This is a genomic window from Hymenobacter artigasi (assembly GCF_012275535.1).
GTDB lineage: Bacteria > Bacteroidota > Bacteroidia > Cytophagales > Hymenobacteraceae > Hymenobacter > Hymenobacter artigasi.
The window spans coordinates 43,274-66,098 of record NZ_JAAVTK010000010.1; the positions used below are offsets into that span (position 1 = coordinate 43,274).

The window sequence follows — 22,825 nt, forward strand, 5'->3', positions numbered from 1 at the left end:
TAAAGTAGCTCCCTCATACCCTCATACCCTCATACCCTCATACCCTAAATCGCCTCCCAGGTCAGCGGGGTGCCGGCCTTCAGGTCCTTCGCCGCTTTGCGGCCGAGTACTATGCCCCAGTGGCGCGGCCACAGGCCGTCGCCGGGGCGGATGATTTTCAGGTTATCCGGGGTGAATTCCTCGCCCGCCGCGATGGGTTTCGACACGTAGATGCTGCGCTTGTAAAGCCGGCTTTTTTCCTCGCCGGTCTGAATGCACAGCTGCACCGTGCCCAGCGCCTGGTGGGCGCGCTCGGTTTCCTCCACCAGCATCTTCAATTCGTGCGGTTCGAGCGAAAAGGCCGAGTCCACGCCGCCCTCGGCGCGGCTTAGGGTGAAGTGCTTTTCGATGACGCAGGCCCCCAGCGCCACGGCGGCCACGCTGGCGCCCACGCCCATGGTGTGGTCGCTCAGGCCGATGGGGCAGCCGAAGGTTTCGGCCAGCACCGGGATGGTGCGCAGGTTGGTGTTGGCCGGCGAGGAAGGGTAGGTGCTGGTGCATTTCAGCAGCACCAGCTCGCGGCAGCCGGCTTCGCGTAGCACCCGCACGGCATCGTCAATCTCGGCCAGGGTAGCGGCTCCGGTGCTCACAATCACGGGTTTGCCGGTGGCGGCCACTTTGCGCAGCAGGGGCCAGTGCGCGTTTTCGAAGGAAGCAATTTTGTAAGCCGGCACGTCCAGCGTCTCCAGGAAATCCACCGCCGTCTCGTCAAACGGCGAGCTGAAGGCCAGCATGCCATGCTGCCGGGCGCGGGCAAACAGCTCGGCATGCCACTCCCAGGGCGTATGGGCTTCCTCGTACAGCTTGTAGAGGTTCTTACCCTCCCACAGCGACTGGCCTTCCTCATCGATGGCAAAACCGGTGTCCATCGTGATGGTATCGGCGGTATAGGTCTGGAGCTTAAGGGCATCGACGCCGGCAGCAGCGGCGGCATCGACCAGGGCCAGGGCACGGTCGAGGCTCTGGTTGTGGTTGCCCGACATTTCGGCGATGATAAACGGCTTGTGCGCGGGGCCAACCGGGCGGCCACCGATGGTGATTTCGGTCATGATTTTATTGGGGCGAATCGGAAGCGCAAAGGTACGTGCGGCAGTAGCGCGAACTTTGTAGTTCGCGTCCTGGAACGATTTTAACGGCGCGGGGACGCGAACTACAAAGTTCGCGCTACTGCGCGCTACAACTCGTCCAGCGTGTGAATGCTCCGGTCCGCCTCGTGCGCCGCATCGGCCTCGTAGTGCGCGTAGTTTCCCCGCAGAATTCGCACCGTCTTAAACCCCAGCGGCTTAATGCCCACGAAGTCCTTCTTCACATTGTCACCCATGTAGGTCACTTCTGACGGCGTCACGCCCTCGCGCTGGCAAATCAGCTGGAAAACGTGCGGGTTGGGCTTCGCGCGGTGGCGGCCATAGCGGTTGGTGAGGTAGGCGTGGCGCACTCGGCCCGTGAGGCCCAGGGCCGCCACTTTGCGGGCCTGTACCTCTTTGTGGCCATCGGTTACGATGTAGAGCGGCCAGTTGGCGAAGCGCGTGAGGCAGCGCTCGGCATCGGGAAATAAGGTTAGCTCGGGCTTATGCTGGCGGTAGGTGCGCAGGCAGGTAGCCACCAGCGCCCTGCTCCAGCGGCCATGTAATTTGAGGATGTTATCAAAAACCTGCCCCCGGCCCTGCACGGCTTCCTCGGCAATCATCCCGGCCGCCAGCGTTTTGGCCGGCACGTCCAGCAATGGACTCAGCATCGCCGCAACGGCCCGAAAACCGCTGTGCACGTAGCTGAGTTCGGGGTAGAGCGTGTCATCAAGGTCGAAAACGAGGACGGGCATAGTAGGGGCGGGGCCTGCCCCCGCCCGCCGTTGAACGGCCGGCGCAAAGGCAAATAGTGAGATAGAAGGCGCGATGGCCAGCAAAAGTCATTCAACGGCGGGCGGGGGCAGGCCCCACACCTACATTGGCATCACCACGTCGGCCGCCGCCCGAATCTGGCGTAACGGTCGAGTCGCCGGCCGGAACGGAAACTGACTCAAATCAGCCCCCGCCGCTTCCTGCAAAAACCAGAAAAACGAATCGACGCCCGCCGCGATGCCCAGCGTGGACGCTCCGCCGAAACGGCAGTTGCATTCGATGATGTGCAGGCCGTCATCATCGGTTAGCATGGCTTGCAGCACGAAGGGGCCGTAGAGGCCGAGTTTTTCGATGGTTGGCGTGAGGCGGGCCAGCAGCTCGGGTACTTCAATGGTGGTCGTTATCTGCGACTCGCCGCGCACCACTAGGTCGCGCGTGCGGGCGATGAGGCCGTGTACGTGGCCGGTGCGGTCCACGTAACCATCCACGCTTATTTCCTGGCCTTGAATGAATGGCTGAAAAATAGGTTCCTGGAGCTCGTAAGAGTGGGTGAGGGCGGCGGCTTCGGGCAGGTTGAGGCCCAGGCTGAGCGAGCCGGCCCCGTAGCGCTCCTTCACCACAAACGCTGTGTTGGCGGCCAGCGGCTCGCGGTCGGTGGCCAGAGCGTCGAGGCGCAGGCTGGTGGGTATTACCGGCAGGCCGCTCAGGCGGCCGAAGGTGGCAAATTCTATCTTGTCGAGGCAGCGCTGCACGGCGGCGGAATCGCTCACCAGCACCGCGATGCCGGCGGCGGCCAGCGTGGCGCGGTGCCGGGCCCAGAAAGCCAGCTCCCCATCGCGCGTGGGGATGATGTGCGCGATGCCCATCTCTTGGCACTGCCGAATAATGGCCGGCAGATTATCGTCGCTGGCAAGCGGCATTACCCACTGCCCATCGGTGTAGTGGAATGCCAGGGCCTGCGGGTTGAGGTCGCCGCCGATAATCTTGATGCTGGGATTGAAGCGCTTAGCCGCATTCTTCACGGCTTCCGTAAGTGGGACTTTGGCCGAGATGCTGCTAATGAGGATGTGGCCGGGGCCCTTGGCAGCGGCCGTTTCGGCGGCGGCCAACGTGTCTTGCCGGGCGCGCTCAAAGGCGATGATTTCGGGGATGGCCACTTCCAGCGTGGTCGGCGGCAGCCAGTCTATCTGGCTGGTCCAGCGGGTCATGTCGGCCTGGGAGGCTTCAAACGGAATATCGGAAGCCACGTAGTTGGCCCGCATTTCCGGGAAGTTCTGCCGGAGTACATCCACCACGTCGGATACGCGGCGGGCGCGGCCGGTGCCCAGGTTGATGATGCCGGTGATGCTTTCGGCCGCAGCCAGCCTGAGCAGGCCCTCGGCCGTGTCGGCGGCGTAGAGGTAGTCGAAAAACGACTCGGCCCCATACACCGTGATTTCCTCGCCAGCCAGCAGCATCCGCACCCAGCGCGAAGTGATATCGCGCCCGTTGCGCCCGTAGCCCCGGTAGATGCGCGGGGTTACCGTGCTGAACTGCTGCGCCCGAAACGTGTCGAGAAAGCGCAGCTCGATTTCGTGGGCCAGCTTGGCCATGCCCGTCAGGTTGCGGGGGAGGATGGGGTCGGTTTCGCGCAGGCTGGTGGCCTGGGCGGGCACCTCGGCAAAGTTGTAGAGGGCGGGGTCATAGATGAGGTAGCTGGAGGCGAACACCACGCGGCGCAGCGACGGCAGGTCCTTCTGCACCGTCATGAGGTGGTGACTGAGCTGCACGTTGTGCCGAAAATTCTCTTCCCAGAAGCCATAGGTTTCGGTTGAGCGCTCGAACGTGGCGGCGAGGTGAATGAACAAATCGGGTGCAAAAATCCCGATTTCCTGCTCAGTAAGAGCGTTTAAATCGCCCTGGCGGTACTGGAACCGGGCCGGAAAGTCGGCCGGGCGCGGCTTCAAATCGCCGGCCAGCACCTGAATATCAGAATCGAGTGAAGCTAGGCGGCGCACCATTTCCTGGCCGATTACGCCGGCCGCGCCGCTGATGAATATTCGTTTAAAGGGCAGTTCCAAAGGCTGTGGCATAGTCGGCGGCCAGCTGGCCGTGCATCAGTGAGTCGGTAAAAGTACCGGGCTGGAGCTGGATATGCTGCCGCAGCCGGCCTTCCAGCCGAAACCCGGCCTCTTCCAGAATGGCGACGTGGGCCGGGCGAATGTCATAAGTCTCGGTGAACAGGCGGTTGAATTTCAAGTCTTCAAATGCCACCTGGCCCAGCAGCCGCAGGTGCGCCCGGAAATCCTGGCGGTAGGTGGCCGGCTCGGCTGCCCGCGTGGGCTCAACCAGGAAAGAAACTTCGGCCCGCAAATCGGCCCAGGAAATGTGCACGAGGCCACCGTAGGCAATCAGCTCCTCGTTGTGCAGGAGTGAGAACAGCAGCTGACCCGGCTTTTCCTGCTCGAATAACGGCAGCACAACGCGCTGGAAATAAGCCTCCTGCTGGTCTGAAGTGAGTAGCGCGGCTTGCCGTAATACGTCGAGCTGGGCATTGCGCCAGGCGCGAATGGGCTCCCGGTCCTCGTAGCGAATGGGAACGAGGCGGTAGGCGTCGTGGCGGAATTCGGGCTGGATGAGGGGGCGGTAGGTAGTCAAGACCGGAAGAATTTTTGGAACGTCATGCCGAGCGCAGCCGAGGCATCTCGCTCGCTTCGTTGCGACGTTTGTAGGTTAGTGCTGCACGCGAGATGCCTCGGCTACGCTCGGCATGACGTTCATTCGTATAATGTTCTACACTACCAGATACGAAATCAGCGGATTCAACGGGCTGCGGCGCAGGGCATACTTAGCCACGCCGAATACCTCGTCAAACGCCAGCGTCTCGCCGGGGAATTCCGGGCAGTTCAGCTCGTCAAAAGCCACGATGGCGCCCTTGGTAAGGCGGGGCCGGATGGCTTCGAGGCAGGCCTTTGTGGGGGCGTAGATATCGAAATCAAAGTAGGCGAAGGCGATGACGGTTTCGGGGTGGTCGCGCAGGTAGCGGGGCACGGTTTCGGAGGCGTCGCCGGCCACCAGCTCAAACTTGCGCTTGTGCGGGATGGGGCTGTCGGCCTCGTGCAGGGCCAGAATTTCGGTGAGGTAGGCCTGGTACTCGGGCGTCACGCCGTAGTCGCCGGCCTTCACCCGGTCGCCATCTTTGGCATCTACGGACGGGAAGCCGCCGAAAGTATCGAAGCCGATGATTTTGCGGTTGTAGTTGAAGGGCTCGTAGATGCCGCGCAAGGCGTGCATCAGCGCCAGGTTCTGGCCCCAGCGCACGCCGAATTCCATGGCCACGCCGTGCACCGGGATGATTTGCTGGTAGAGCTCGGTGAAGAACAGCAGGCGCGAAAACGTCTGCCGGTTCAGGTACAGGCCAAGGTTGTTGAGCAGCTCGGTGTTCGGAATCGGCGACTCACGCAGGGTCTGGGCGAAGTTTTCGCGGCGCGACAGCTCGGGCACGGAGGCTCCGCTGAGCACGGAAATAGGGGAGGACATTTATGGTGCTTGGTTATTGGTGCTTGGTGCTTGGTTAATCGTCAGGCGATGCGGTACTGGAAACGAATTGCCCCGCGATGGACCAAGCACTAAGCACCAGGCACCAAGCATCAAATTCTAGTTCGGCTGCAAAAATGCAACAATACTGCGGCCCAGCCCAACGCCGGCCAGGGCTTCGTAATAAGCGGCCACGGCGGAAAGGGGAGCCGTACGCAACAGGAAATTGTCCTGCGCCAGCCGGGTTTGGTGGGCACCTTTGCCGGTGGGACGGTCCATCACGTAGTTGGTAGCAGGGTTCAGTAAGTTGAGGTCAATGGGTTGGTCGCCAATGACTTTTGCGACGTGCCAGCCGGTGGCATCGGCCAGGTTGCGCAGGCCGGTCTGGTTGAAATAGGAGAGGTGGTCGGGCAGCACCACCCAGAAGGGCCGGTCGATTTGGCCGCTGGCCAGCAGGTGTTGTTGCAGGGCCGAAAAATCGTTGGGTACGTCCACCATCAGCACGCCGGTGGGCGTGATGAGCTGCCGGCAGAGGCGCAGCAGGTCGGCGGGTTCGAGGACGTGTTCGAGCACGTTATCGAGCCAGAGCACGTCGAACTGCCGGCCGTCGGCCACCAGCTGCTGCACGCCCTCGTACAGGTCGCCGGTGCGCAGGTGCGCCCGCAGCTGCGGGTGAAACTTTTCGAGGCTGAAGCTGCTGAAGTCCAGCCCCAGCACGTCCCAGCCTTGGCGCTGGAAGTAATCCAGGGCCCAGCCCTCGCCGCTGCCGATGTCGAGGAAGGAACCGGTGCCGCTGGCCTCCCGCAGCTGCTCCAGCACCCAGTGCCGCAGCCGCAGCTTGCCCTCGATGTGTTCCAGCTCATCGGCTGGGTACTCGGGCTGGTAGGTGGTCAGGTTTTCCTGGTAATAGCGTTTGGCGTAGTAGTCGCTCAGCTCGGCGGGCGTCGGCTTGTCTTTGATTTCGTAGAAGCCGAACTCGTTCTGGCGCAGGGTATCGGGCAGGTTCATGTTGTCTTTTGCTCGATGTGCGCGTTCAGGGCCATTATTTCGGGGTGGGCTTCGAGCAGGGCCAGCAGGTCGGTCACGTTCAAATCCTGGGCGTGGTGCTGCTCAATCAGGGCCTTCAGCACGGCGTAGTCCTCGGCCGTGTCCAGCGTGATACGGAAGCGGCTGAAGTCGCCGCCGGGCCACACTTCGTCGCGGTAAACGATGCGGCCAGCTATAGCCGGATTGGTCTTGAGATAGGGCGTGACGTGCTCCCGCTCGTAGGGCAGCGTGGCGTTGGCGTAGGCTTCGGCCAGCATTTCCATCGAGAAAATCTCGAAATCCAGCCCGCGAGGGAAGGTGCGGACGATGGAGTTGGAGCGGTACACCAGTGGGTTGCCCTCGGCCAGGTAGCGCGCCACGGCGGCCCCAATCAGCGGCCCATCCACCAGCGGGCAGTCGGAGGTGACGCGCACGATGACGTCGAGGCCGAACTTTTGGGCCGTCTCGTAGTAGCGCGCCAGCACGTCGGCCTCGCTGCCCCGGTGGTAGGGAATGCCGTTGGTTTCGGCGTAGGCGGCTAGTACGTCATCGGCTGGCTCGGTGGTGGTGGCCAGGTAGATGGGCAGGCCACTGAGCCGGGTGCGGGCCACGTGGTAGTCGAGCAGCGGGCGACCGGCGGCGGGCAGCAGCAGCTTGCTCGGCAGCCGGGTGCTGCCCATCCGCACCTGCGAAATGATGCCGGCGTGCTGCATTAGGCGGTTTTTTCGAGCAGATAAATCACGTCCTGGTTGCCGCGCTCCGCATCGTTGATGTAGGGGTAGAGGTGCTGCTTCACCAGTCGTAGGTTCGGGAAATTATCGAGAAACACCTGCGCAAAGTCGGTTTTCCAGAGGAAGCCTTCGTTGCCCCGGTATTTGATGGCCGTGGTTTCGGGCGCGTAATACTCGTAGCCCATGATGTAGCGGCGCGAGGTGCGCACCATTTCGCCCATGATGCGCGGCAGGTCCTCGGGGGCGATGTGAATGAGCACGCCGTTGGTGCAGGTCACGTCGAAGTAGTTGTCTTTGAAGGGCAAATCGAAGCCGCTGCCTTGCAGGATATTCACGCCGCGCACGAAATCGCGGGCTTTTTCCACGGCGTAGCCTTGCAGCTCCACGCCGTAGAGGTTAGTGAAGCCGGCCGCCTGCAGGCCCACCAACTGCATGCCGGTGTTGCAGCCCACTTCCAGAATGCGCGCCTCACGGGGCAGCTCCCCAAGAAATTCGGCATTCATTTCCAGCTTGGTGTGGCCGTAGAGGTCGCGGTAAAACGCGTTCCACTCATCGAGCGGGCGGGAGTTGCGGTCGGTGTATTCGCGGCCGAAATCGCCGGACCAGAAGTCTTCTTGTTGGGTGTGCTGCAAGGGTTGGAAGTGTTGAGTGTTGAGGGCTGAGTGTTGAGTTGATGATTTAGTGTCGAGTTCTAAGACGAGGTGCCGGATAACTCAACATTCAACCCTCAACACTCAAAAATTCTCTAATGCACGCCACCACGTAGGCCTGTTCCTCATCGGTGAGGGTGGGAAACATGGGGATGCTGAGGCAGTGCGCGTAGTAGTTTTCCGCCAGCGGGAAGTCGCCTTCGCGCCAACCCAAGCCTTCGTAATACGGCATGCGGTGCACCGGGATGTAGTGTACCTGCGAAAATATCTGCTTGGTTTTCAGGAAGTTGTATAGCTCCAGCCGATTCGCTACTTGAATGACGTAGAGGTGGTAGGCGTGGCCGGGCTGGCCGGGGGCCAGCACCGTGAGGCCGGGCATGTGGGCGAAAGCGGCATCGTACTGCGCGGCCAGCTGGCGGCGGCGGGCGAGGCCTTCATCGGCGCGGGCGAGCTGGCTGAGGCCGAGGGCGCAGTTGAAATCGGGCAGGCGGTAATTGTAGCCCAGCTCCTGCATTTCCATGTACCAGCCGCCGTCGGGCTCGCGGATGAGGTCGGCCGGGTCGCGGGTGATGCCGTGGGTGCGCAGGCGCAGCAGGTGGTGGAACAAGGCCTCCGAGTTGGTGGTAATCATGCCGCCCTCGCCGGTGGCAATGTGCTTCACGGGGTGGAAGCTGAAAATGGCGAGGTCGGCGAAGTTGCCGTTGCCGCAGCGCTGCTCCCGGCCCTGCGAATCGACGAAAAAGCCGCCGGGCGAGTGGCAGGAATCCTCAATTATCCAGAGGCCAAACTCATTGGCCAGCTGGCGGGCTTTCTCCAAATCAACAGCCAGCCCGGCGAAATCAACGGGAATGAGGCCGACGAAATAGCCTTTCGGGTGCGCCTCCAGCAGGGCCCGCACCTTCACCAAATCAATCAGGCCCGTGGCCGGGTCAATGTCGGCAAACTGCACTTCGCCGCCGCAGTAGCGCACGCAGTTGGCCGAGGCCGAGAAGGTGAGGGGCGTGGTGATGACGCGCTGGCCGGGCTGCACGTTCAGGGCCAGGGCGCAGAGGTGCAGCGCGGCGGTGCCGTTGCTCACGGCCACGGCGTATTTGGCGCCGATGTAGGCGGCAAACTGCTTTTCAAACTCGGCCACGGTAGGGCCCTGCGTCAGGTAGTCGGCCTGCAGGGCGGCCGTGACGGCGGCTATGTCGGCCTCGGTGATGTTCTGGCGGCCATAGGGCAGGGGGCGGGTGGGAGCAACGACGGACATAGTCACAAATGTACTGGGGATGCGCCCGCAAATGAAGACGGGGGAGCAGTGAGTAGTTTTTTCCCCTTAGCGAATCCGTAAGTTTGAGTTTAGTTTAACGGAATCTATGCTGAAATCTACCCATTTGGCACCCCGGCATTTTTTGATGGCGGTGGTTTTGCTCGTAATTACTTTCGGCGGGATTCGCCCCGTGCAGGGGCAGAATACGGAATGGTCGCGCTGGTATTTCGGCAATCAGGCGGGCCTGCGCTTCACTCCTGACTCGGCCGTGGTGCTCACGGACAGCCGGATGATTAGCGCGTCGGCCAGTGCGAGCCTCTGCGACTCAACGGGCCGGCTCCAGCTCTACAGCAACGGGATGCGGGTCTGGAATGGCCGCCATCAGCTGATGCGAAACGGGGCCAGCCTGGGCGGCGATTCGCTCAGTTCGCAGGGCTGCGTGGTTGTGCCCCGGCCGGGCGCGGCTGGCCGGTACTACCTCTTCACGCTGGATAACTGGCTGGGCCGGAACCCGCGCCGGGGCTTGCGCATGGCCGAGCTCGACGTGGCAGCGGCGGCTGGCCAGGGCGAGGTGCTGCGCACCAACCAGCCGGTAGTGCCCGATACCCTGCTGCTGCGCCTGGGCCAACACGACTTTATGGAGCAGGCGGCTCTGGTGCGGCACCCCGACGGCCATAGCTGGTGGTTGGTGACGCACTTGCTCGATACAAACGTGTTTTTGAGCGTAAGAATCGACGGCGGAGCTTTCACCCGAAGCAGCGTTGTGCTCAGCAGTGCCGGGCGGGTCCGAACGATATTGCCCGGCAACGCCAACTCGCAGGTCGACGGCGTGGGGTGCATGGCTACGTCGCCCGATGGCCACCGCCTGGCGCTGAATTCGCTCATTAATGGTTGCGAAGTATTCAATTTCGACCCGGTGACGGGCCTGGTAAGCGCGCCGGTTTTTCTGGGCTATGGCATCTACAGCTACGGGGTGACTTTTTCGCCCAACGGCCGCTTGCTGTACTGCTCGCGCCAGGGCCCGGCATTTGGTACGGGCTGTACAAAAAACGCCATTACCGAAGTGCGGCAATTTGATGTGACCTTGCCCGCAGCATCCATCGCGGCTTCGGCCGTCACCGTGTACAACGGCTGTGGCGCGATGGTATGGGGGCTGCAGCTGGCTCCAAACGGCGCTATTTACGCGGCCAATCTGCGCACCGATGTTCCCGGGCCGCTCGCCACCGTCCTCGACGTTATCCGGCAGCCCAATGTGCGGGGCGTGGGCTGCCAGTACACGTTTGCCGGCCTCGACTTGGGCGTGGGGCATTGGGTGGTGCGCAGTTTTCCCGTGGTGCCCAGCCTGCTGCCCGGCCAGCGCCTGCTGGCTGTGGCAGCCATGGCCGGCACTATGCCAGGGCCAGGGCCGGGCAATAGTGGCCGGCTGGCTTGCGTGGGCACCGCAGTGGCCTTGCAAGCCACCGGCTCGACCCTGGGCGCTGTCGGCGATACCCTTGAGTGGGATTTTGGCGACGGCCAGCAGTTGCGCACCGTGCAGCAGCAGGCCAGCCACACCTACCGCTTGCCCGGCAGCTACACTGTGCAGGTGCGGCTGCGCAATGGCGGCCAGGTGCAGGCCCTGCGGCAACTAACCCTGGTAACTGTTGCGGCCCCCACCGTAAATCTGGGGCCTGATTTGTTGCAATGCGCCGGCCAGGGCGCCACGCTTACCGTGGGCACCCCGCCGCCGGGCACTCGCATCCGGTGGCAGGATAATTCTACGGCTGCTACCTTGGCCGTCACCGCGCCGGGCCTGTACTGGGCCGAGCTGACCTCCGCCGCCGGCTGCACCGTGCGCGACTCGCTGCGGCTCAGCTGGCACCCGCAAGCCCCGGTAGTCCTCGTCGCCAACGGCCCGCTGTGCCCGGACAAGCCTGTGCTGCTGAGTGTTGGCGCGCAGCCGGCCAATACGCGCTACCGCTGGCAGGACGGCAGCACTGCGCCCGGCTTCACGGCCACCTTGCCCGATACGTACAGCCTTACCCTCACCACGCCCGCCGGCTGCCAGGTAGCGGCCAGTATACTATTGGCCTACGACAATGCCGGCGGCTGCGCCCTCACTGGCTCTTTGCCCAACATCATCACGCCGAACAACGACCAGGCCAACGATTATTTCGAGCTCAAAGGCTTGAATGCCACCGATTGGAACCTCACGATTTTCAACCGCTGGGGCCGCGAAATATTCCGCCAGGCAGCTTATAATAATCGCTGGAATGCCACCGCCCAGCCCGCCGGCATGTACTATTACCACTTGGTGAACCCCGCAACCGGCCAGCAGTACAAAGGCTGGCTGGAAGTAGTGAAATAGCTCCCACGCAGCCGGGTGCATACAAAAAGGGCCGCTTTCATGCTGAAAGCGGCCCTTCTATTTTACATTGCCCGGGGGCCTACACCACAAAATCTGCATCAACGTGCAGGCGGATTTCGTCCCGAATCTGCTCCGCGTCCAGCCATTCCTCGTTGTTGGCCGAGTCGTACTGAAAGCCCAGGGGCACACGCTTGCCGTTGAATTCCTCGATGAACTTGTCCACGTTCCAGGTGGGCATCGAGGGCAGGATGACGTAATAGCGGTCAAGCTCTACCGTGCTCAGGGCGTCGGTTTCGGTAATCATGGCCTCATGCAGCTTCTCGCCGGGGCGAATGCCTACGATGAGTTGCTCGCACTCCGGGCCGATGGCGCGGGCCACTTCCGTGATTTTGTAAGAAGGAATTTTCGGTACGAAAATCTCGCCGCCCCAGGCGTGCTCCAGCGCATAGAGCACCAAATCCACACCTTCTTCGAGCGAGATGTTGAAGCGCGTCATGTCGGGGTGGGTGATGGGCAGCACGCCGGTGTGGCGCTGTTGCAGGAAGAACGGCACCACCGAGCCGCGCGAACCAATTACGTTGCCGTAGCGCACCACCGAAAAGCGCAGGTCGCGCTTGCCCTTCATGTTATTGGCCGCCACAAACAGCTTATCCGAGCACAGCTTGGTGGCCCCGTAGAGGTTGATGGGGGCCGCGGCCTTGTCGGTACTCAGGGCCACCACGTCCTTCACCCCGCAGTCGAGGGCGGCGTTTATTACGTTTTCAGCCCCAAAAATATTGGTCTTGATGCACTCCATCGGGTTGTACTCGGCGGCAGGCACCTGCTTGAGAGCGGCAGCGTGAATCACAATGTCGATGCCCTCGCAGGCGCGGTGTAGGCGCTCGCCATCGCGCACATCGCCAATGAAATAGCGAATGGCCGGGTACTTGGCCGGGCTGAATTCCTGGCTCATCTCATACTGCTTCAGCTCATCGCGCGAGAATACTACGAGGCGCTTCACCAGCGGAAATTGTTCGAAAACGGTGCGGACGAATTGCTTGCCGAAGGAGCCGGTGCCCCCCGTAACGAGGATGGATTTGTGGTTGAGGTCGAGAGCCATGAAATAGAATAAGCCAAAACAGGACTGCAAAAGTAGGGTATTCGGGGTTGGCGTTGGGAGTTGTTTGTCATCCTGAGCTTGCGACGGACCTTCTCACCGCTGAACGATTTGCAGTAACCCAACCGGCACAGCCGTGAGAAGGTCCGTCGCAGGCTCAGGATGACAGAAAAGCTCCCGCTACAATCCTGCCGGCGCTACTTTCGCGTCACGAATGCTATTTAATTCCCTTCATTTTCTCGTCTTCTTCCCGATTATCGTCGGGCTCTATTACGGCCTGCCGCCGCGCTGGCGCGGCCCGCTGCTGCTGCTGGCCAGCTACTATTTCTACATGAGCTGGCGGGCGGTATATGCCCTGCTGCTACTGGCCACCACGCTGCTCGACTACGTCAGCGGCTACCGCATGAGCCTGCTGCCCACCAAGGCGCAACGGCGGCCCTGGCTCTACCTCAGCCTAGCCAGTAACCTGGGCACGCTGTTCGTTTTCAAGTACTTCAATTTTTTTCGCGATGGCGTGGGGCAGCTGGCCGAGGCCCTGCATCTGCCGTTTGCGGTGGGCCCCACGCTGGGGCTGCTGCTGCCGGTGGGGGTGTCGTTCTACACGTTTCAGTCGGTGGGCTACATCATTGATGTGTACCAGGGCCGGCTGGAGGCGGAGCGGAATTTCGGGCGGTTTGCGCTGTTCGTGGCGTTTTTCCCGCAGCTGGTGGCCGGGCCCATCGAGCGCGGCGGGCACATGCTGCCGCAGTTCCGGCGCGAGCATGCGTTCGATTATGCCCGCATTGTGAGTGGGCTGAGGCTCATGGCCTGGGGCCTGTTTAAAAAAGTGGTGGTGGCCGACCGGCTGGCCCTGCTCGTCAACCCCGTTTTCAACAACCCGCGCCAGCACCCCGAAGGCCCCCTACTGGTGCTGGCCACACTGGCCTTCACCTTCCAGATTTACGGCGACTTCTCGGGCTATACCGACATGGCCCGGGGCGCGGCCAGGGTGCTGGGCTTCGATTTCAACCTGAATTTCCGGCAGCCCTACCAGTCGGTTTCCGTGCCGGATTTCTGGCGGCGCTGGCATATTTCACTGTCGAGCTGGTTTCGGGATTATCTGTATATCCCGCTGGGTGGCAGCCGGGTAAGCCAGGCCCGGGCATACATCAACCTGCTGATTGTCTTTTTAGTAAGCGGACTCTGGCACGGAGCCAACTGGACGTTTCTGGTCTGGGGCGGCTTGCACGGTGTGTATCTGGTGCTCAGCACCTGGGGCCGGCCTTTGCGCGAGTGGCTGGCGCAGCGCACGGGGCTGGCGGCGCATCCGGCGGCGCGGCGCGGGGTGGGGGTGGCCATCACCTTTAGTCTAGTGGCCTACGCCTGGATATTCTTTCGGGCCAATACCCTGGGCGATGCGCTCTTTATCAGCCGCCACCTGTTAAGCGGCTGGGGCAACCTGGGCGGGCGGGGGCTGGCTACCTTATTACTCGATTTCTCGCAACACTACCGCCCCGAGCTGGCCGTGGCCGCCCTCGGCGTGGGCCTGATGCTGCTGGTGGAATATTTCGGCAGCCGGCGCAGCCCGCAGGCCTGGCTGGCCGCGCAGCCCTTCGCCACGCGCTGGGTGGGCTACGCGGGGCTGGTCCTGCTCATCCTCTACCTGGGGGTTTTCAATAGTACCTCGTTTATTTATTTCCAGTTTTGAAAATGCCCGTGCGCGCTGCTGTTTCCAGGTTGCTGCTGCGCCTGTTGCTCCTGCTGGTAGCGGGCCTGCTGGGGGCCGTGCTATTGGCTCCCGTGGTACTGCGGGGCGGGGTCGATGCGTTCTACGGCCGTTTCACGAGTCCGCCGGCCGGCTCGCTTGTTCTGGGCACGTCGCGGGCGGCGCAGGGCATTAGGCCAGCGGTGCTCAGCGCAAGGCTGGGAGGGCAGTTCGATGGTCCGCTGCTGAACTATGCGTTCACGCTCACGCACTCGCCCTACGGTCCGGCTTATTTAGCCAGCATCCGCCGCAAGCTGCGGCCCGAAGTGCGCAACGGCTTGTTTATCATTGCCGTCGACCCGTGGTCGCTGTCGCTCACTGGGGCAGAAGGCACCTTTCCGGAGGACCAGTCCTTCATCGGCCAGCTGCACCAGGTCAGCCAGAATCCCAACCTGCCCTATCTCACCCGCTACCAGACCAAGCCGCTCTACCGCCTGCCCCTCGATTTCGCCACCGCCACCGAACGCCTGCACCCCGACGGCTGGCTTGAAGTAAATATTGGCACCGACAGCGCCCAGGTGCGCGCCCGCACCGCCCGCAAGCTGCTGGACTACCGCCGGCTGGCCGCCAGCCAGCATTTATCCGAAGGCCGCCTGCTGGCCCTGCGCCAAACAATTGCGTTTCTCAAGCCGCACGGCCGCGTGGTGCTGGTGCGCCTGCCCGTGGGGCGGTCATTATTGGAGCTAGAAGATGCTTATCAGCCCGGTTTCGACCAGCAAATGCGCCAGCTTGCTGCGGCCTTTTCCCTGCCTTACCTCGACTATAGCGCCCAGCCCTACGCCACCACCGACGGCAACCACCTGCAACGGGCGGCCAGCGCGGCATTCAGCCAAAAGCTGGCCGCCGACCTTATTCGTTGACCAATTTTGCCAGCTGCCCCGCCAGCGCCCGGCGTGAGTAGCGGGTGTGGCTCACGGCCGGCAGGTCCAGGCTGGGGTTGATGCGCCACCGGGCCACCAGGGCTTCCAGCGTAGCGTGCATCAGGGCGGTGTTTTCGTAGGGCAGGGCCTGGCCCGCGCCGCATTCTTGCAGCAGATTGTCGGCATCGGAGCCCGCCGGGCCTACGCAGAGGATGGGCTTATTGGCCGCGAGGTATTCGAACACCTTGCCCGGCAGGATGCCGAAATTGCGTGGCACGTCGGGAATAGCCATGAGCAGGGCCGAGGCTTCGAGCAGGTATTCGACCGACTTGTCGTGCGGCACAAAGGCGATAAATTCGGTTATCGGCAGCAGGCCGGCCCGCTCTATCTGGCCGCGCAGCTCATTCGAAACCTGGCCCACGAAGCGCAGGCGCAGGGGCACGTCGGGGTGGGCGGCGGCGCAGGCGGCCACGGCGTCCAGCAGGCGGTTGATGTGGTAAAGCTCCGTGATGGTGCCGGTGTGCGTGATGCGCAGGCAGTCGCGGGGAGGCTGCGAGGACTGGCGAAAGTCCGACTCGTCGTAGCCGTTGGGCAATACGTGGAATTTGGCGGCCGGCAGCTCCGGCAGCTTGGCCAGAAACAGCCGCTTGGTTTCGGGCGAAGTCACCAGCACGGCATCGGCCTGGCTTAGCACGCGGCGCTCGTAGCGCGCATCGAGCCAGGCAGCCAGCGGCGTGTGGTGTAGGTCTTTGTAATAATAAATGTCCGTCCAGGGGTCGCGCAGGTCGGCCAGCCAGCGCAGGCCGTGGCGGCGCTGCAGCTCCCGGCCGATGAGCTGCGTGGAATGCGGCGGCGACGACGTGAGCACGGCGTCGAACTGCTCGCCGGCGGCCAGCAGATTTTCCACGGCGGCCAGCGCGTGGCGGTTCCAGCCCCGGCGCGGGTCCGGCACAAACAGGTTGCCGCGCACGAAGCGCAGCGCCTGCTGCACCAGCCCGGGCTTGCCTTCGTTGGCGAAGCCGCCGTAGGGTACGGCGCGGCCCGTCAGCCGCTTATAGCTCTCAAACGGCTCGGTGGTGCCCGTGCGGATAACGCGCACGCCGGGCGGCACTTCGGCCAGCAGGCTTTCGTCGCGCACGGGGTAGCTGGCCTGGGCCGGGTCTACCGTAATTACGGTGGCCTGCACGTTGAAATGCCCCAGGTGCTTCACAAATTTGAGGCAGCGCTGCACGCCGGCCCCACCCGACGGCGGCCAGTAATAGGTGATAACGAGCAGGCGCAGTGGGTGGGGGAGTGACACGGTGACCGGAAACATAAAGCGGGCCGCGAAGGTACGCCCGCTGCCGGTTTTCGGCCTTTTGTGGTTACTTTTGGGGTTCAATAAAGCAGGTTGCGGAATCAGGCTCTGGCTACGAAGTCCGACCAATCCGCTCCTAATCCGACTAATCCGTGATTCATGTTCGATAATCTCTCCAACAAGCTCGACAAGGCCATTAAAACCCTGAAGGGCCAGGGCAGCATCTCCGAAATCAACGTCGCGGCCACCATTAAGGAAATTCGCCGGGCGCTGGTCGATGCCGATGTTAACTACAAGGTTGCCAAGGACGTAACCGACAAGATTAAGGAGGCCGCTATGGGCCGCGACGTACTCACGGCCGTGTCGCCGGGCCAGCTCATGGTCAAAATCGTGTACGACGAGCTCACCGAGCTCATGGGCGGCGAGAAGAAGGACATCACCATCAAGGGCGACCCGGCCGTGATTCTGCTCTCGGGCCTGCAGGGCTCGGGCAAAACCACCTTCGCCGGCAAGCTGGCCAGCTACGTTAAGAAGCAGGGCCGCAACACGTTGCTGGTGGCCTGCGACGTGTACCGGCCGGCCGCTATCGAGCAGCTCAAGGTGCTCGGCGAGCAGATTGGCGTGGAAGTGTACTCGGAAATCGAGAACAAGAACCCCGTTGAAATCTCGCGCAACGCCGTTGAGTACGCCCGCAAAAACGGCAAAAAAGTAGTCATCATCGACACCGCCGGCCGCCTGGCCGTGGACGAGCAGATGATGCGCGAGATTGAGCAGGTGAAGGCCGCCATCAACCCCAGCGAAACGCTGTTTGTGGTGGACTCCATGACCGGCCAGGACGCCGTGAACACCGCCAAAACCTTCAACGACCGCCTGAATTTCGACGGCGTGGTGCTCACAAAGCTCGACGGCGACTCGCGCGGTGGCGCGGCCCTTAGCATCCGGGCCGTGGTGGAGAAACCCATCAAGTTCATCTCGACGGGCGAGAAGATGGACGCGCTGGACTTGTTCTACCCCGACCGCATGGCCCAGCGCATACTGGGCATGGGCGACGTTATTTCGCTCGTAGAGCGGGCCCAGATGCAGTTCGACGAGGACGAGGCCAAGCGCATCAACGCCAAAATCCGGAAGAACCAGTTCAACTTCGACGACTTCCTCTCGCAGCTGGAGCAAATCAAGAAGATGGGCAACATCAAGGACTTGATGGGCATGATTCCGGGCATGAGCAAGGCCATGAAAGATGTGGAAATCGACGACGATGCTTTCAAGCCGGTTGAGGCCATCATCAAGAGCATGACCAAGCAGGAGCGGGCCAACCCCGACCTCATCAACGGCTCGCGCAAGAAGCGGCTGGCCAAAGGCTCCGGAACTGATATTCAGCAGGTAAACGCCTTGATGAAGCAGTTTGAGGACATGCGCAAAATGATGCGCACCATGAACAAGATGAGCCAGACGAAAGGCGGCATGGCCCAAATGGCTAAGATGATGGGTGGCATGGGCAAAGGCGGCCCCGGCGGCATGATGCGCTAAGCCCACGCCCGCGGAAACCCGCCGCATCGATTAACTACCAAAAAGCCCTGGCGATTCGTCAGGGCTTTTTTCGTGCGTTCGCAGGCTGGTAAAACGCATTTGAAAGCGAGCCCGGGAGTTGCGTAGCCCGGTAGTACTACATTGGCCGTTAGTGGATTATTGCCAAAAAAATATTGAAACATTATAGCGAAGTCTGAGCTTACCCCGTAACACGGGAAAAACCACTTACATCAGGTAATGCTGCGGCTATCTGCTCCAATTTTTGGGAATGGCCGGGCAGCCGTCTCCCTTCATCCTTCACCAACCCAATCTCTTTACCATTACGCTCATGTTTACAAAATTACTTCGTTCGCTGGCTGCCGCTGCTTTGCTGGCTGCCCCGTTGGTGGCATCGGCCGACCACTTACGCCCCCACCTGTTGCTTACGGCCCGGCTTAGCGGGGCTCAGGAAGTGCCCGCCGTGGCTACCAGCGCGCAGGGTGTGGCGGCCATTACCGTGAATTCTACGCGGGATACCATTTTTATTCAAGCCGCTTTCAACGGGCTGAGTGGTCCCATCACGGGGGTGCATTTTCATGATGCTCCGGCGGGTGTGAGTGCCCCGGTGAGTGTGAACCTGCTAAGCAAGCTGCGCGGCAACCGGCTTTCGGGCTTTCTGGCTGGGGCCGACGTTACGCCCCTGCGCATTGCGCGGCTCGTGCGCGGGCTGGTGTACCTGAACGTGCATACCACGGCCAACCCCGGCGGGGAGATTCGCGGCCAGGTCACGGTAGAATCGGATGATGCGCTGGCGGGCGTGCTGAGCGGTGCCCAGGAAGTGCCGGCGGTGGCGACCACGGCCTCCGGCCTGGGCGTGTTCACGCTGAGCCAGGACCAGGAGCGCCTGAAGTTTCGGGTGGTGGTGAACGGGCTGAGCGGGGCCATTACCGGCGCGCACTTTCACATTGCCGGCCCTGGGGCCAACGCCCCGGTAGCCTTGAGCCTCTTGCCCTTTCTCACCGGTAATGTACTGGAAGGCGAAATTTCGTCGCAGGGCACCAATCCGCAGCTCACGCCCACGCTGCTGGCCGCGCTGGTGCAGGGCGGGGTATACATCAACTTCCACACGGCTGCTAACCCCGGGGGCGAAATCCGGGCGCAGGTGCTGCCCGAGCGGCGCGTGCTGCCCCTGGATGCCCGCTTCGACGGGGCGCAAATGGTGCCCGCCGTCATAACTTCTGCCTCGGCCGTATCGGTGGGCCGGCTCGTGGGCACGCTCGACACCGTGCGGGTGCAGGTGGCCTACACCGGCCTGAGCGGCCCGCCCTTGGAGCTGCGCTTTTACGCCGCCAATGCGGGCGTTGCCAACACGCCCGCCAACCTGGCGGGCACCGTGCCCGTGATACCCGGGGCCGGGGGCAACCTGGTGGGCAACGTCATCACCTTCGAGATTACGGCCCCGACCCTGACGCCCGCCCTGGCCAACCTGCTGCTGAACACCGGCATAAACACCGTGCTGACCACGGCCGCCAACCCGAACGGTGAAATTCGCGGGCAGGTTATCCGGCTGGCGCGCGAAGGCTACAGCATTGTACTGAACGGTGCCCAGGAACGGCCCAACCCGGTGGTTAGCAACGGATATGGTGTGGGGTTTGTGAGCATCGACCGGGACCAGACCAATGCGCGTTTCGCCGCCGTGTGGGGCGGCCTGAGCGGCCCGGCCACCATGGGCCACTTCCACACCGGCACGGCTTCGCAGTCGGGCGCGGTGATATTCAACCTGGCATCTTACTTCGACAATGCCACTACCCCTACCTCGCTGGCCGGCTACTGGAAAAGCGACAACGCCGCGCCCTTCACTACGGCCCGGTCATTGGACTTCCGCAACGAGAATATCTACATGAATCTGCACACGGCTGCCAACCCCGGGGGCGAAATCCGGGGGCAGGTGTACCGGGGCGCGCGCAACCTGCAGGTAGTGCTGGCCACCCAGCCCGCCGCCGTGCTATCCGAAACGTTTAGCGCCGCGCCCAGCCCCTTCAGTTCCGCGCTCACGCTCTCCTTCGACGCCCGCTTTAGTGCTGCCGGCCAGCTGCGCATAACCGACCTGCTAGGCCGCACCGTTGCTACTCAGGCGGTGGCCGTGCGCGCCGGGGCCAATTCCCTGCCCATTGCCTTGCCCACTGCTGCCCCCGGCATGTACCTGCTCACGCTGGAAGTTGGCGAAACCCGCCTGACTACCAGAATTGCCAAGGAGTAGGGACCGGCAAAATGCCGCTTGCTGGATAATTTTAAGGTTGCATTAGCTATAAAGCATTTGCACTGAAACACTTTAGAAAAAAATAAGAGCTGCGGAATCTTTTGGTGCAATTCTTGTTGGCATCTCTGTGAAAGAATAGTTTTTTAAGGTGTTTTGGTATGGATAGGCTGGCCTCAATGGGGCCAGCCTATTTTTTTGCCTCAGCAGCCATATTTGCTGTAAGGATGTCCCGGCCCGCGCGTCAGGCCGGGTAAGATGCAGGCCCGGAGCCCGGTGTACCTTGCAGCGGTTACCGTTACGAATTGTGGTTTTATGAAGCAGCTTGTTGAAAAGCACCCGTTGGCCATTCGGTGGTTTCATTGGGTCAACTTCCCCGTTCTCAGCCTCATGATTTGGAGCGGGATGTGGATATACTGGGCCAACGACGTGTACCGCCTGGGCTGGGGTAAAACCACGCTGGTCAAGTTCTTTCCGCAGTCTTTCTACGAAGCCTTCCACGTCGACCACAAGCTGGCGCAAGGCATGAGCTGGCACTTTGTGCTGATGTGGGTGTTTTTCCTCAATGGCCTGCTGTATGTGGGCTACACCATTTTTTCGGGCGAGTGGCGCTACCTGCTGCCCACCCGGCACTCCTTCAAAGAAGCCGTGCTGGTGACGTTGCACGACTTCGGCCTATATAAAAAGCCGCTACCGGTGCGCAAATTCAACGGCGCGCAGCAGATTGCCTATACCTCGGTCGTTATCATGGGGCTGGGCTCGGTGCTCACGGGGCTGGCCATTTACAAGCCCACGCAATTTGGCTGGCTGACCACGCTGCTGGGCGGGTATGAGTTTGCGCGCATCATTCACTTTGCGCTTACCATCGGCTACGTGCTGTTTTTCTTGGTACACATTGCCCAGGTGGTGCGGGCCGGCTGGAATAATTTCCGGGCCATGGTGGCTGGGTTTGAGATTGTGGAGATTGAACCCGCCACGCACAAGCTGGAAGCCGGCCCCACGTCGCTGCCCGCCGCCGATGCTTCCCTTTCGCCTCAATAATTGCCGCTTTTCGGTATGACTGACCCTTCCCCCGCGTCCGCGCCGCTCGACGGCCCCGGCGCTTCGCCCCAAACTGAAGCCGCGATGCTGGCCGAGGCCCGCCGCCGCTCGCGCCGTTCCTTTATCGGGCTGGGGCTGGCCGGCCTCGCGGGCATTGGCGGCTGGCGCTGGCTGGTGTCGCAGCCCACCGATGAAGGCATTCCGTACCCGCTGCGCAATGCGCTTGATGCCAACAGCCGCCTCAGCCACGCTTATTTCAAGCAAACGCGCCTGGCCCCCGAGTTTGCCCGCAGCCGCGCCAAAACGCCCCGCGTAAACGGTCGGGTAGGCCTCGCCGGTGACGTGGACCCCGCCACCTGGCGAATGCGTGTGCAGGCCTACGGCTCCGGCAAAACCCAGGAGTTTTCCCTGGCCGATATCCAGGCCCTGCCCAAAGTGGAGATGACCACCGAGCTCAAATGCATCGAAGGCTGGAGCATCGTGGTGCATTGGGCGGGTGCCCGGCTGTCCGATTTTCTGGCCCGCTACCCGCTGGCCACCCGCAGCGGCCAGCCCGCCGACCCGCTGAACCCGCCCGCCGACCTGGCGCCCTACGTGGGCATGCGCACGCCTGATGAGCTATACTATGTGGGCCTCGACATGGCCAGCGCCCTGCACCCGCAAACGCTGCTGTGCTACGAAATGAACGGGGAGCCGCTCACGGCCGCCCACGGCGCGCCGCTTCGCCTCGTTACGCCCCTCAAATACGGCATTAAGCACCTCAAGCGCATCGGCACCATCGCCTTCGCCGATACCCGCCCCAAAGACTACTGGGCCGAGCTGGGCTACGACTGGGACGCCGGGCATTAGGTTTGGGTGTGGGGGTAGGAGGGTATGAGGTAAACAACTTAACCCTCACACCCCCACACCCCCATACCCTCTCCTAATGTACCACGCGCAACTCGTAGCGCTCGGGCTGGCCATTGAGGGCGGGCACATGCCATGCGCCTACGCGGCTGGGGCCGTAGCCCAGGTTCACTTTCACCCATTCATCGCGGGTGGGGAGCAAGGCAATGATTTCCTGCTCCAGGCGGGACAAATCGTTGGGCGAGGGTTGGGACTGCTGGGCACCGCTGGTTTGTTCGTGAGCGACGCGGCGCAGCTCTTTTTCCATTTCCAGGTAGGTATTGACCTTTTCTTCGAGCGGAATAAGATTGGGGTTGAGGTAGTCGAGGTTGGAGGCCATAGAAAAGCGGCTGGAAATCCAGCAGATTGGTAAAGGATAAGGAGCTTCTCAACGCAGCCCCGGCCCCAAAAGATACGGCCGCGCCGGGCGGCTACGCCGGAGTGGAGCTGGTAGTGCCGGCGGCGGGCCGGTTGCGCTGGCACTTTTCGCCGCAGTATTTCACGTCGTCCCAGTTGGCGCGCCACTTTTTGCGGTACTCGAATGGCCGGCCGCAGGTGACGCAGATTTTGGTGGGTAGCTGGCCTTTACGCAGTTTGGCGGGAAGCATAATGAGGGGTTGAGCAGGGGAGTAGCATGCAAACGTCTGGCCCCGGCGCGAAGTTTTGGGTAATTTTGGACATTGGCGGGTTATTGAAGCGTTGTTGCCGCCAACTCCGGCCGTAGCGCCCCTCGATGGTCC

20 protein-coding genes are annotated in these 22,825 nt (G+C 62.2%); 7 read left to right on the forward strand and 13 right to left on the reverse strand.

Translation table 11 applies throughout. The features are described 5' to 3' along the window. Positions 1 to 44 precede the first annotated feature (44 nt). From pseI to pseC, 9 genes are all read right to left on the reverse strand, one after another. A complete protein-coding gene (gene pseI / locus HBN54_RS15835) occupies positions 45 to 1,088 on the reverse strand; it encodes a pseudaminic acid synthase (protein WP_168674198.1) in 1,044 nt (347 codons plus the stop codon). Positions 1,089 to 1,213: 125 nt separating this feature from the next. Next, on the reverse strand, positions 1,214 to 1,858 hold the full coding sequence (locus HBN54_RS15840) for an HAD family hydrolase (RefSeq protein ID WP_168674199.1): 645 nt from the start codon (positions 1,856 to 1,858) through the stop codon (positions 1,214 to 1,216). A gap of 120 nt (positions 1,859 to 1,978) precedes the next feature. Continuing rightward, positions 1,979 to 3,937 carry an NAD-dependent epimerase/dehydratase family protein gene (locus HBN54_RS15845; protein WP_210428080.1) on the reverse strand — a complete coding sequence of 653 codons (1,959 nt, stop codon included), beginning with the start codon at positions 3,935 to 3,937 and terminating at the stop codon, positions 1,979 to 1,981. Beyond that, positions 3,921 to 4,514: a GNAT family N-acetyltransferase gene (locus HBN54_RS15850; RefSeq protein ID WP_168674201.1), complete on the reverse strand. Its 594-nt coding sequence runs from the start codon at positions 4,512 to 4,514 to the stop codon at positions 3,921 to 3,923. Before HBN54_RS15850 ends, HBN54_RS15845 begins: the two co-directional genes overlap by 17 nt. 135 nt (positions 4,515 to 4,649) lie before the next feature. Next, entirely contained in the window at positions 4,650 to 5,396 is a 747-nt protein-coding gene (locus tag HBN54_RS15855) for a class I SAM-dependent methyltransferase (RefSeq protein WP_168674202.1), read from the reverse strand. Positions 5,397 to 5,513: 117 nt separating this feature from the next. Next, positions 5,514 to 6,401 carry a class I SAM-dependent methyltransferase gene (locus HBN54_RS15860; protein WP_168674203.1) on the reverse strand — a complete coding sequence of 296 codons (888 nt, stop codon included), beginning with the start codon at positions 6,399 to 6,401 and terminating at the stop codon, positions 5,514 to 5,516. Continuing rightward, positions 6,398 to 7,132 carry a cytidylyltransferase domain-containing protein gene (locus tag HBN54_RS15865; protein WP_168674204.1) on the reverse strand — a complete coding sequence of 245 codons (735 nt, stop codon included), beginning with the start codon at positions 7,130 to 7,132 and terminating at the stop codon, positions 6,398 to 6,400. Before HBN54_RS15865 ends, HBN54_RS15860 begins: the two co-directional genes overlap by 4 nt. Further along, positions 7,132 to 7,782, reverse strand: a complete 651-nt coding sequence (locus HBN54_RS15870) for a pseudaminic acid biosynthesis-associated methylase (protein ID WP_168674205.1) — start codon at positions 7,780 to 7,782, stop codon at positions 7,132 to 7,134. The genes HBN54_RS15865 and HBN54_RS15870 overlap by 1 nt, the downstream gene beginning before the upstream one ends. 88 nt (positions 7,783 to 7,870) lie before the next feature. Beyond that, entirely contained in the window at positions 7,871 to 9,052 is a 1,182-nt protein-coding gene (gene pseC / locus HBN54_RS15875) for a UDP-4-amino-4,6-dideoxy-N-acetyl-beta-L-altrosamine transaminase (protein WP_168674206.1), read from the reverse strand. Positions 9,053 to 9,209: 157 nt separating this feature from the next. Here pseC and HBN54_RS15880 point away from each other — a divergent pair, with 157 nt between their 5' ends. Continuing rightward, entirely contained in the window at positions 9,210 to 11,399 is a 2,190-nt protein-coding gene (locus HBN54_RS15880; RefSeq protein ID WP_210428081.1) for a T9SS type B sorting domain-containing protein, read from the forward strand. A 79-nt stretch (positions 11,400 to 11,478) separates the two neighbouring features. Here HBN54_RS15880 and pseB read toward each other — a convergent pair whose 3' ends face one another. Then, positions 11,479 to 12,498: a UDP-N-acetylglucosamine 4,6-dehydratase (inverting) gene (gene pseB / locus HBN54_RS15885; protein WP_168674208.1), complete on the reverse strand. Its 1,020-nt coding sequence runs from the start codon at positions 12,496 to 12,498 to the stop codon at positions 11,479 to 11,481. 211 nt (positions 12,499 to 12,709) lie between these two features. Between pseB and HBN54_RS15890 the strand changes: the two genes are divergently transcribed. After that, positions 12,710 to 14,182 (forward strand): MBOAT family O-acyltransferase, encoded by a 1,473-nt coding sequence (locus HBN54_RS15890; RefSeq protein ID WP_168674209.1) that lies wholly within the window; start codon positions 12,710 to 12,712, stop codon positions 14,180 to 14,182. Positions 14,183 to 14,184: 2 nt separating this feature from the next. Next, positions 14,185 to 15,099, forward strand: a complete 915-nt coding sequence (locus tag HBN54_RS15895; RefSeq protein WP_168674210.1) for a hypothetical protein — start codon at positions 14,185 to 14,187, stop codon at positions 15,097 to 15,099. Here the strand turns inward: HBN54_RS15895 and HBN54_RS15900 are convergent. Next, complete coding sequence (locus tag HBN54_RS15900) at positions 15,089 to 16,399, reverse strand: glycosyltransferase family 4 protein (RefSeq protein WP_317170235.1); 1,311 nt, start codon at positions 16,397 to 16,399, stop codon at positions 15,089 to 15,091. The two genes, HBN54_RS15895 and HBN54_RS15900, sit on opposite strands and share 11 nt — an antisense overlap. A 156-nt stretch (positions 16,400 to 16,555) precedes the next feature. Here HBN54_RS15900 and ffh point away from each other — a divergent pair, with 156 nt between their 5' ends. From ffh to HBN54_RS15920, 4 genes are all read left to right on the forward strand, one after another. Beyond that, the gene (ffh, locus tag HBN54_RS15905; protein WP_168674211.1) at positions 16,556 to 17,923 is read left to right on the forward strand and encodes a signal recognition particle protein; all 1,368 of its coding nucleotides are present in this window, start codon (positions 16,556 to 16,558) and stop codon (positions 17,921 to 17,923) included. 328 nt (positions 17,924 to 18,251) lie between these two features. Next, positions 18,252 to 20,162 (forward strand): CHRD domain-containing protein, encoded by a 1,911-nt coding sequence (locus HBN54_RS15910; protein ID WP_168674212.1) that lies wholly within the window; start codon positions 18,252 to 18,254, stop codon positions 20,160 to 20,162. Positions 20,163 to 20,474: 312 nt separating this feature from the next. Next, complete coding sequence (locus HBN54_RS15915; RefSeq protein WP_168674213.1) at positions 20,475 to 21,200, forward strand: cytochrome b/b6 domain-containing protein; 726 nt, start codon at positions 20,475 to 20,477, stop codon at positions 21,198 to 21,200. A 15-nt stretch (positions 21,201 to 21,215) separates the two neighbouring features. Next, entirely contained in the window at positions 21,216 to 22,049 is an 834-nt protein-coding gene (locus tag HBN54_RS15920) for a molybdopterin-dependent oxidoreductase (RefSeq protein ID WP_235955557.1), read from the forward strand. A gap of 73 nt (positions 22,050 to 22,122) precedes the next feature. Here HBN54_RS15920 and HBN54_RS15925 read toward each other — a convergent pair whose 3' ends face one another. Both HBN54_RS15925 and HBN54_RS15930 read right to left on the reverse strand, forming a co-directional pair. After that, the gene (locus tag HBN54_RS15925) at positions 22,123 to 22,425 is read right to left on the reverse strand and encodes a hypothetical protein (protein WP_168674214.1); all 303 of its coding nucleotides are present in this window, start codon (positions 22,423 to 22,425) and stop codon (positions 22,123 to 22,125) included. Between the two features lie 91 nt (positions 22,426 to 22,516). Continuing rightward, a complete protein-coding gene (locus HBN54_RS15930) occupies positions 22,517 to 22,693 on the reverse strand; it encodes a DUF2256 domain-containing protein (protein ID WP_168674215.1) in 177 nt (58 codons plus the stop codon). Between the last annotated feature and the right edge of the window lie 132 nt (positions 22,694 to 22,825).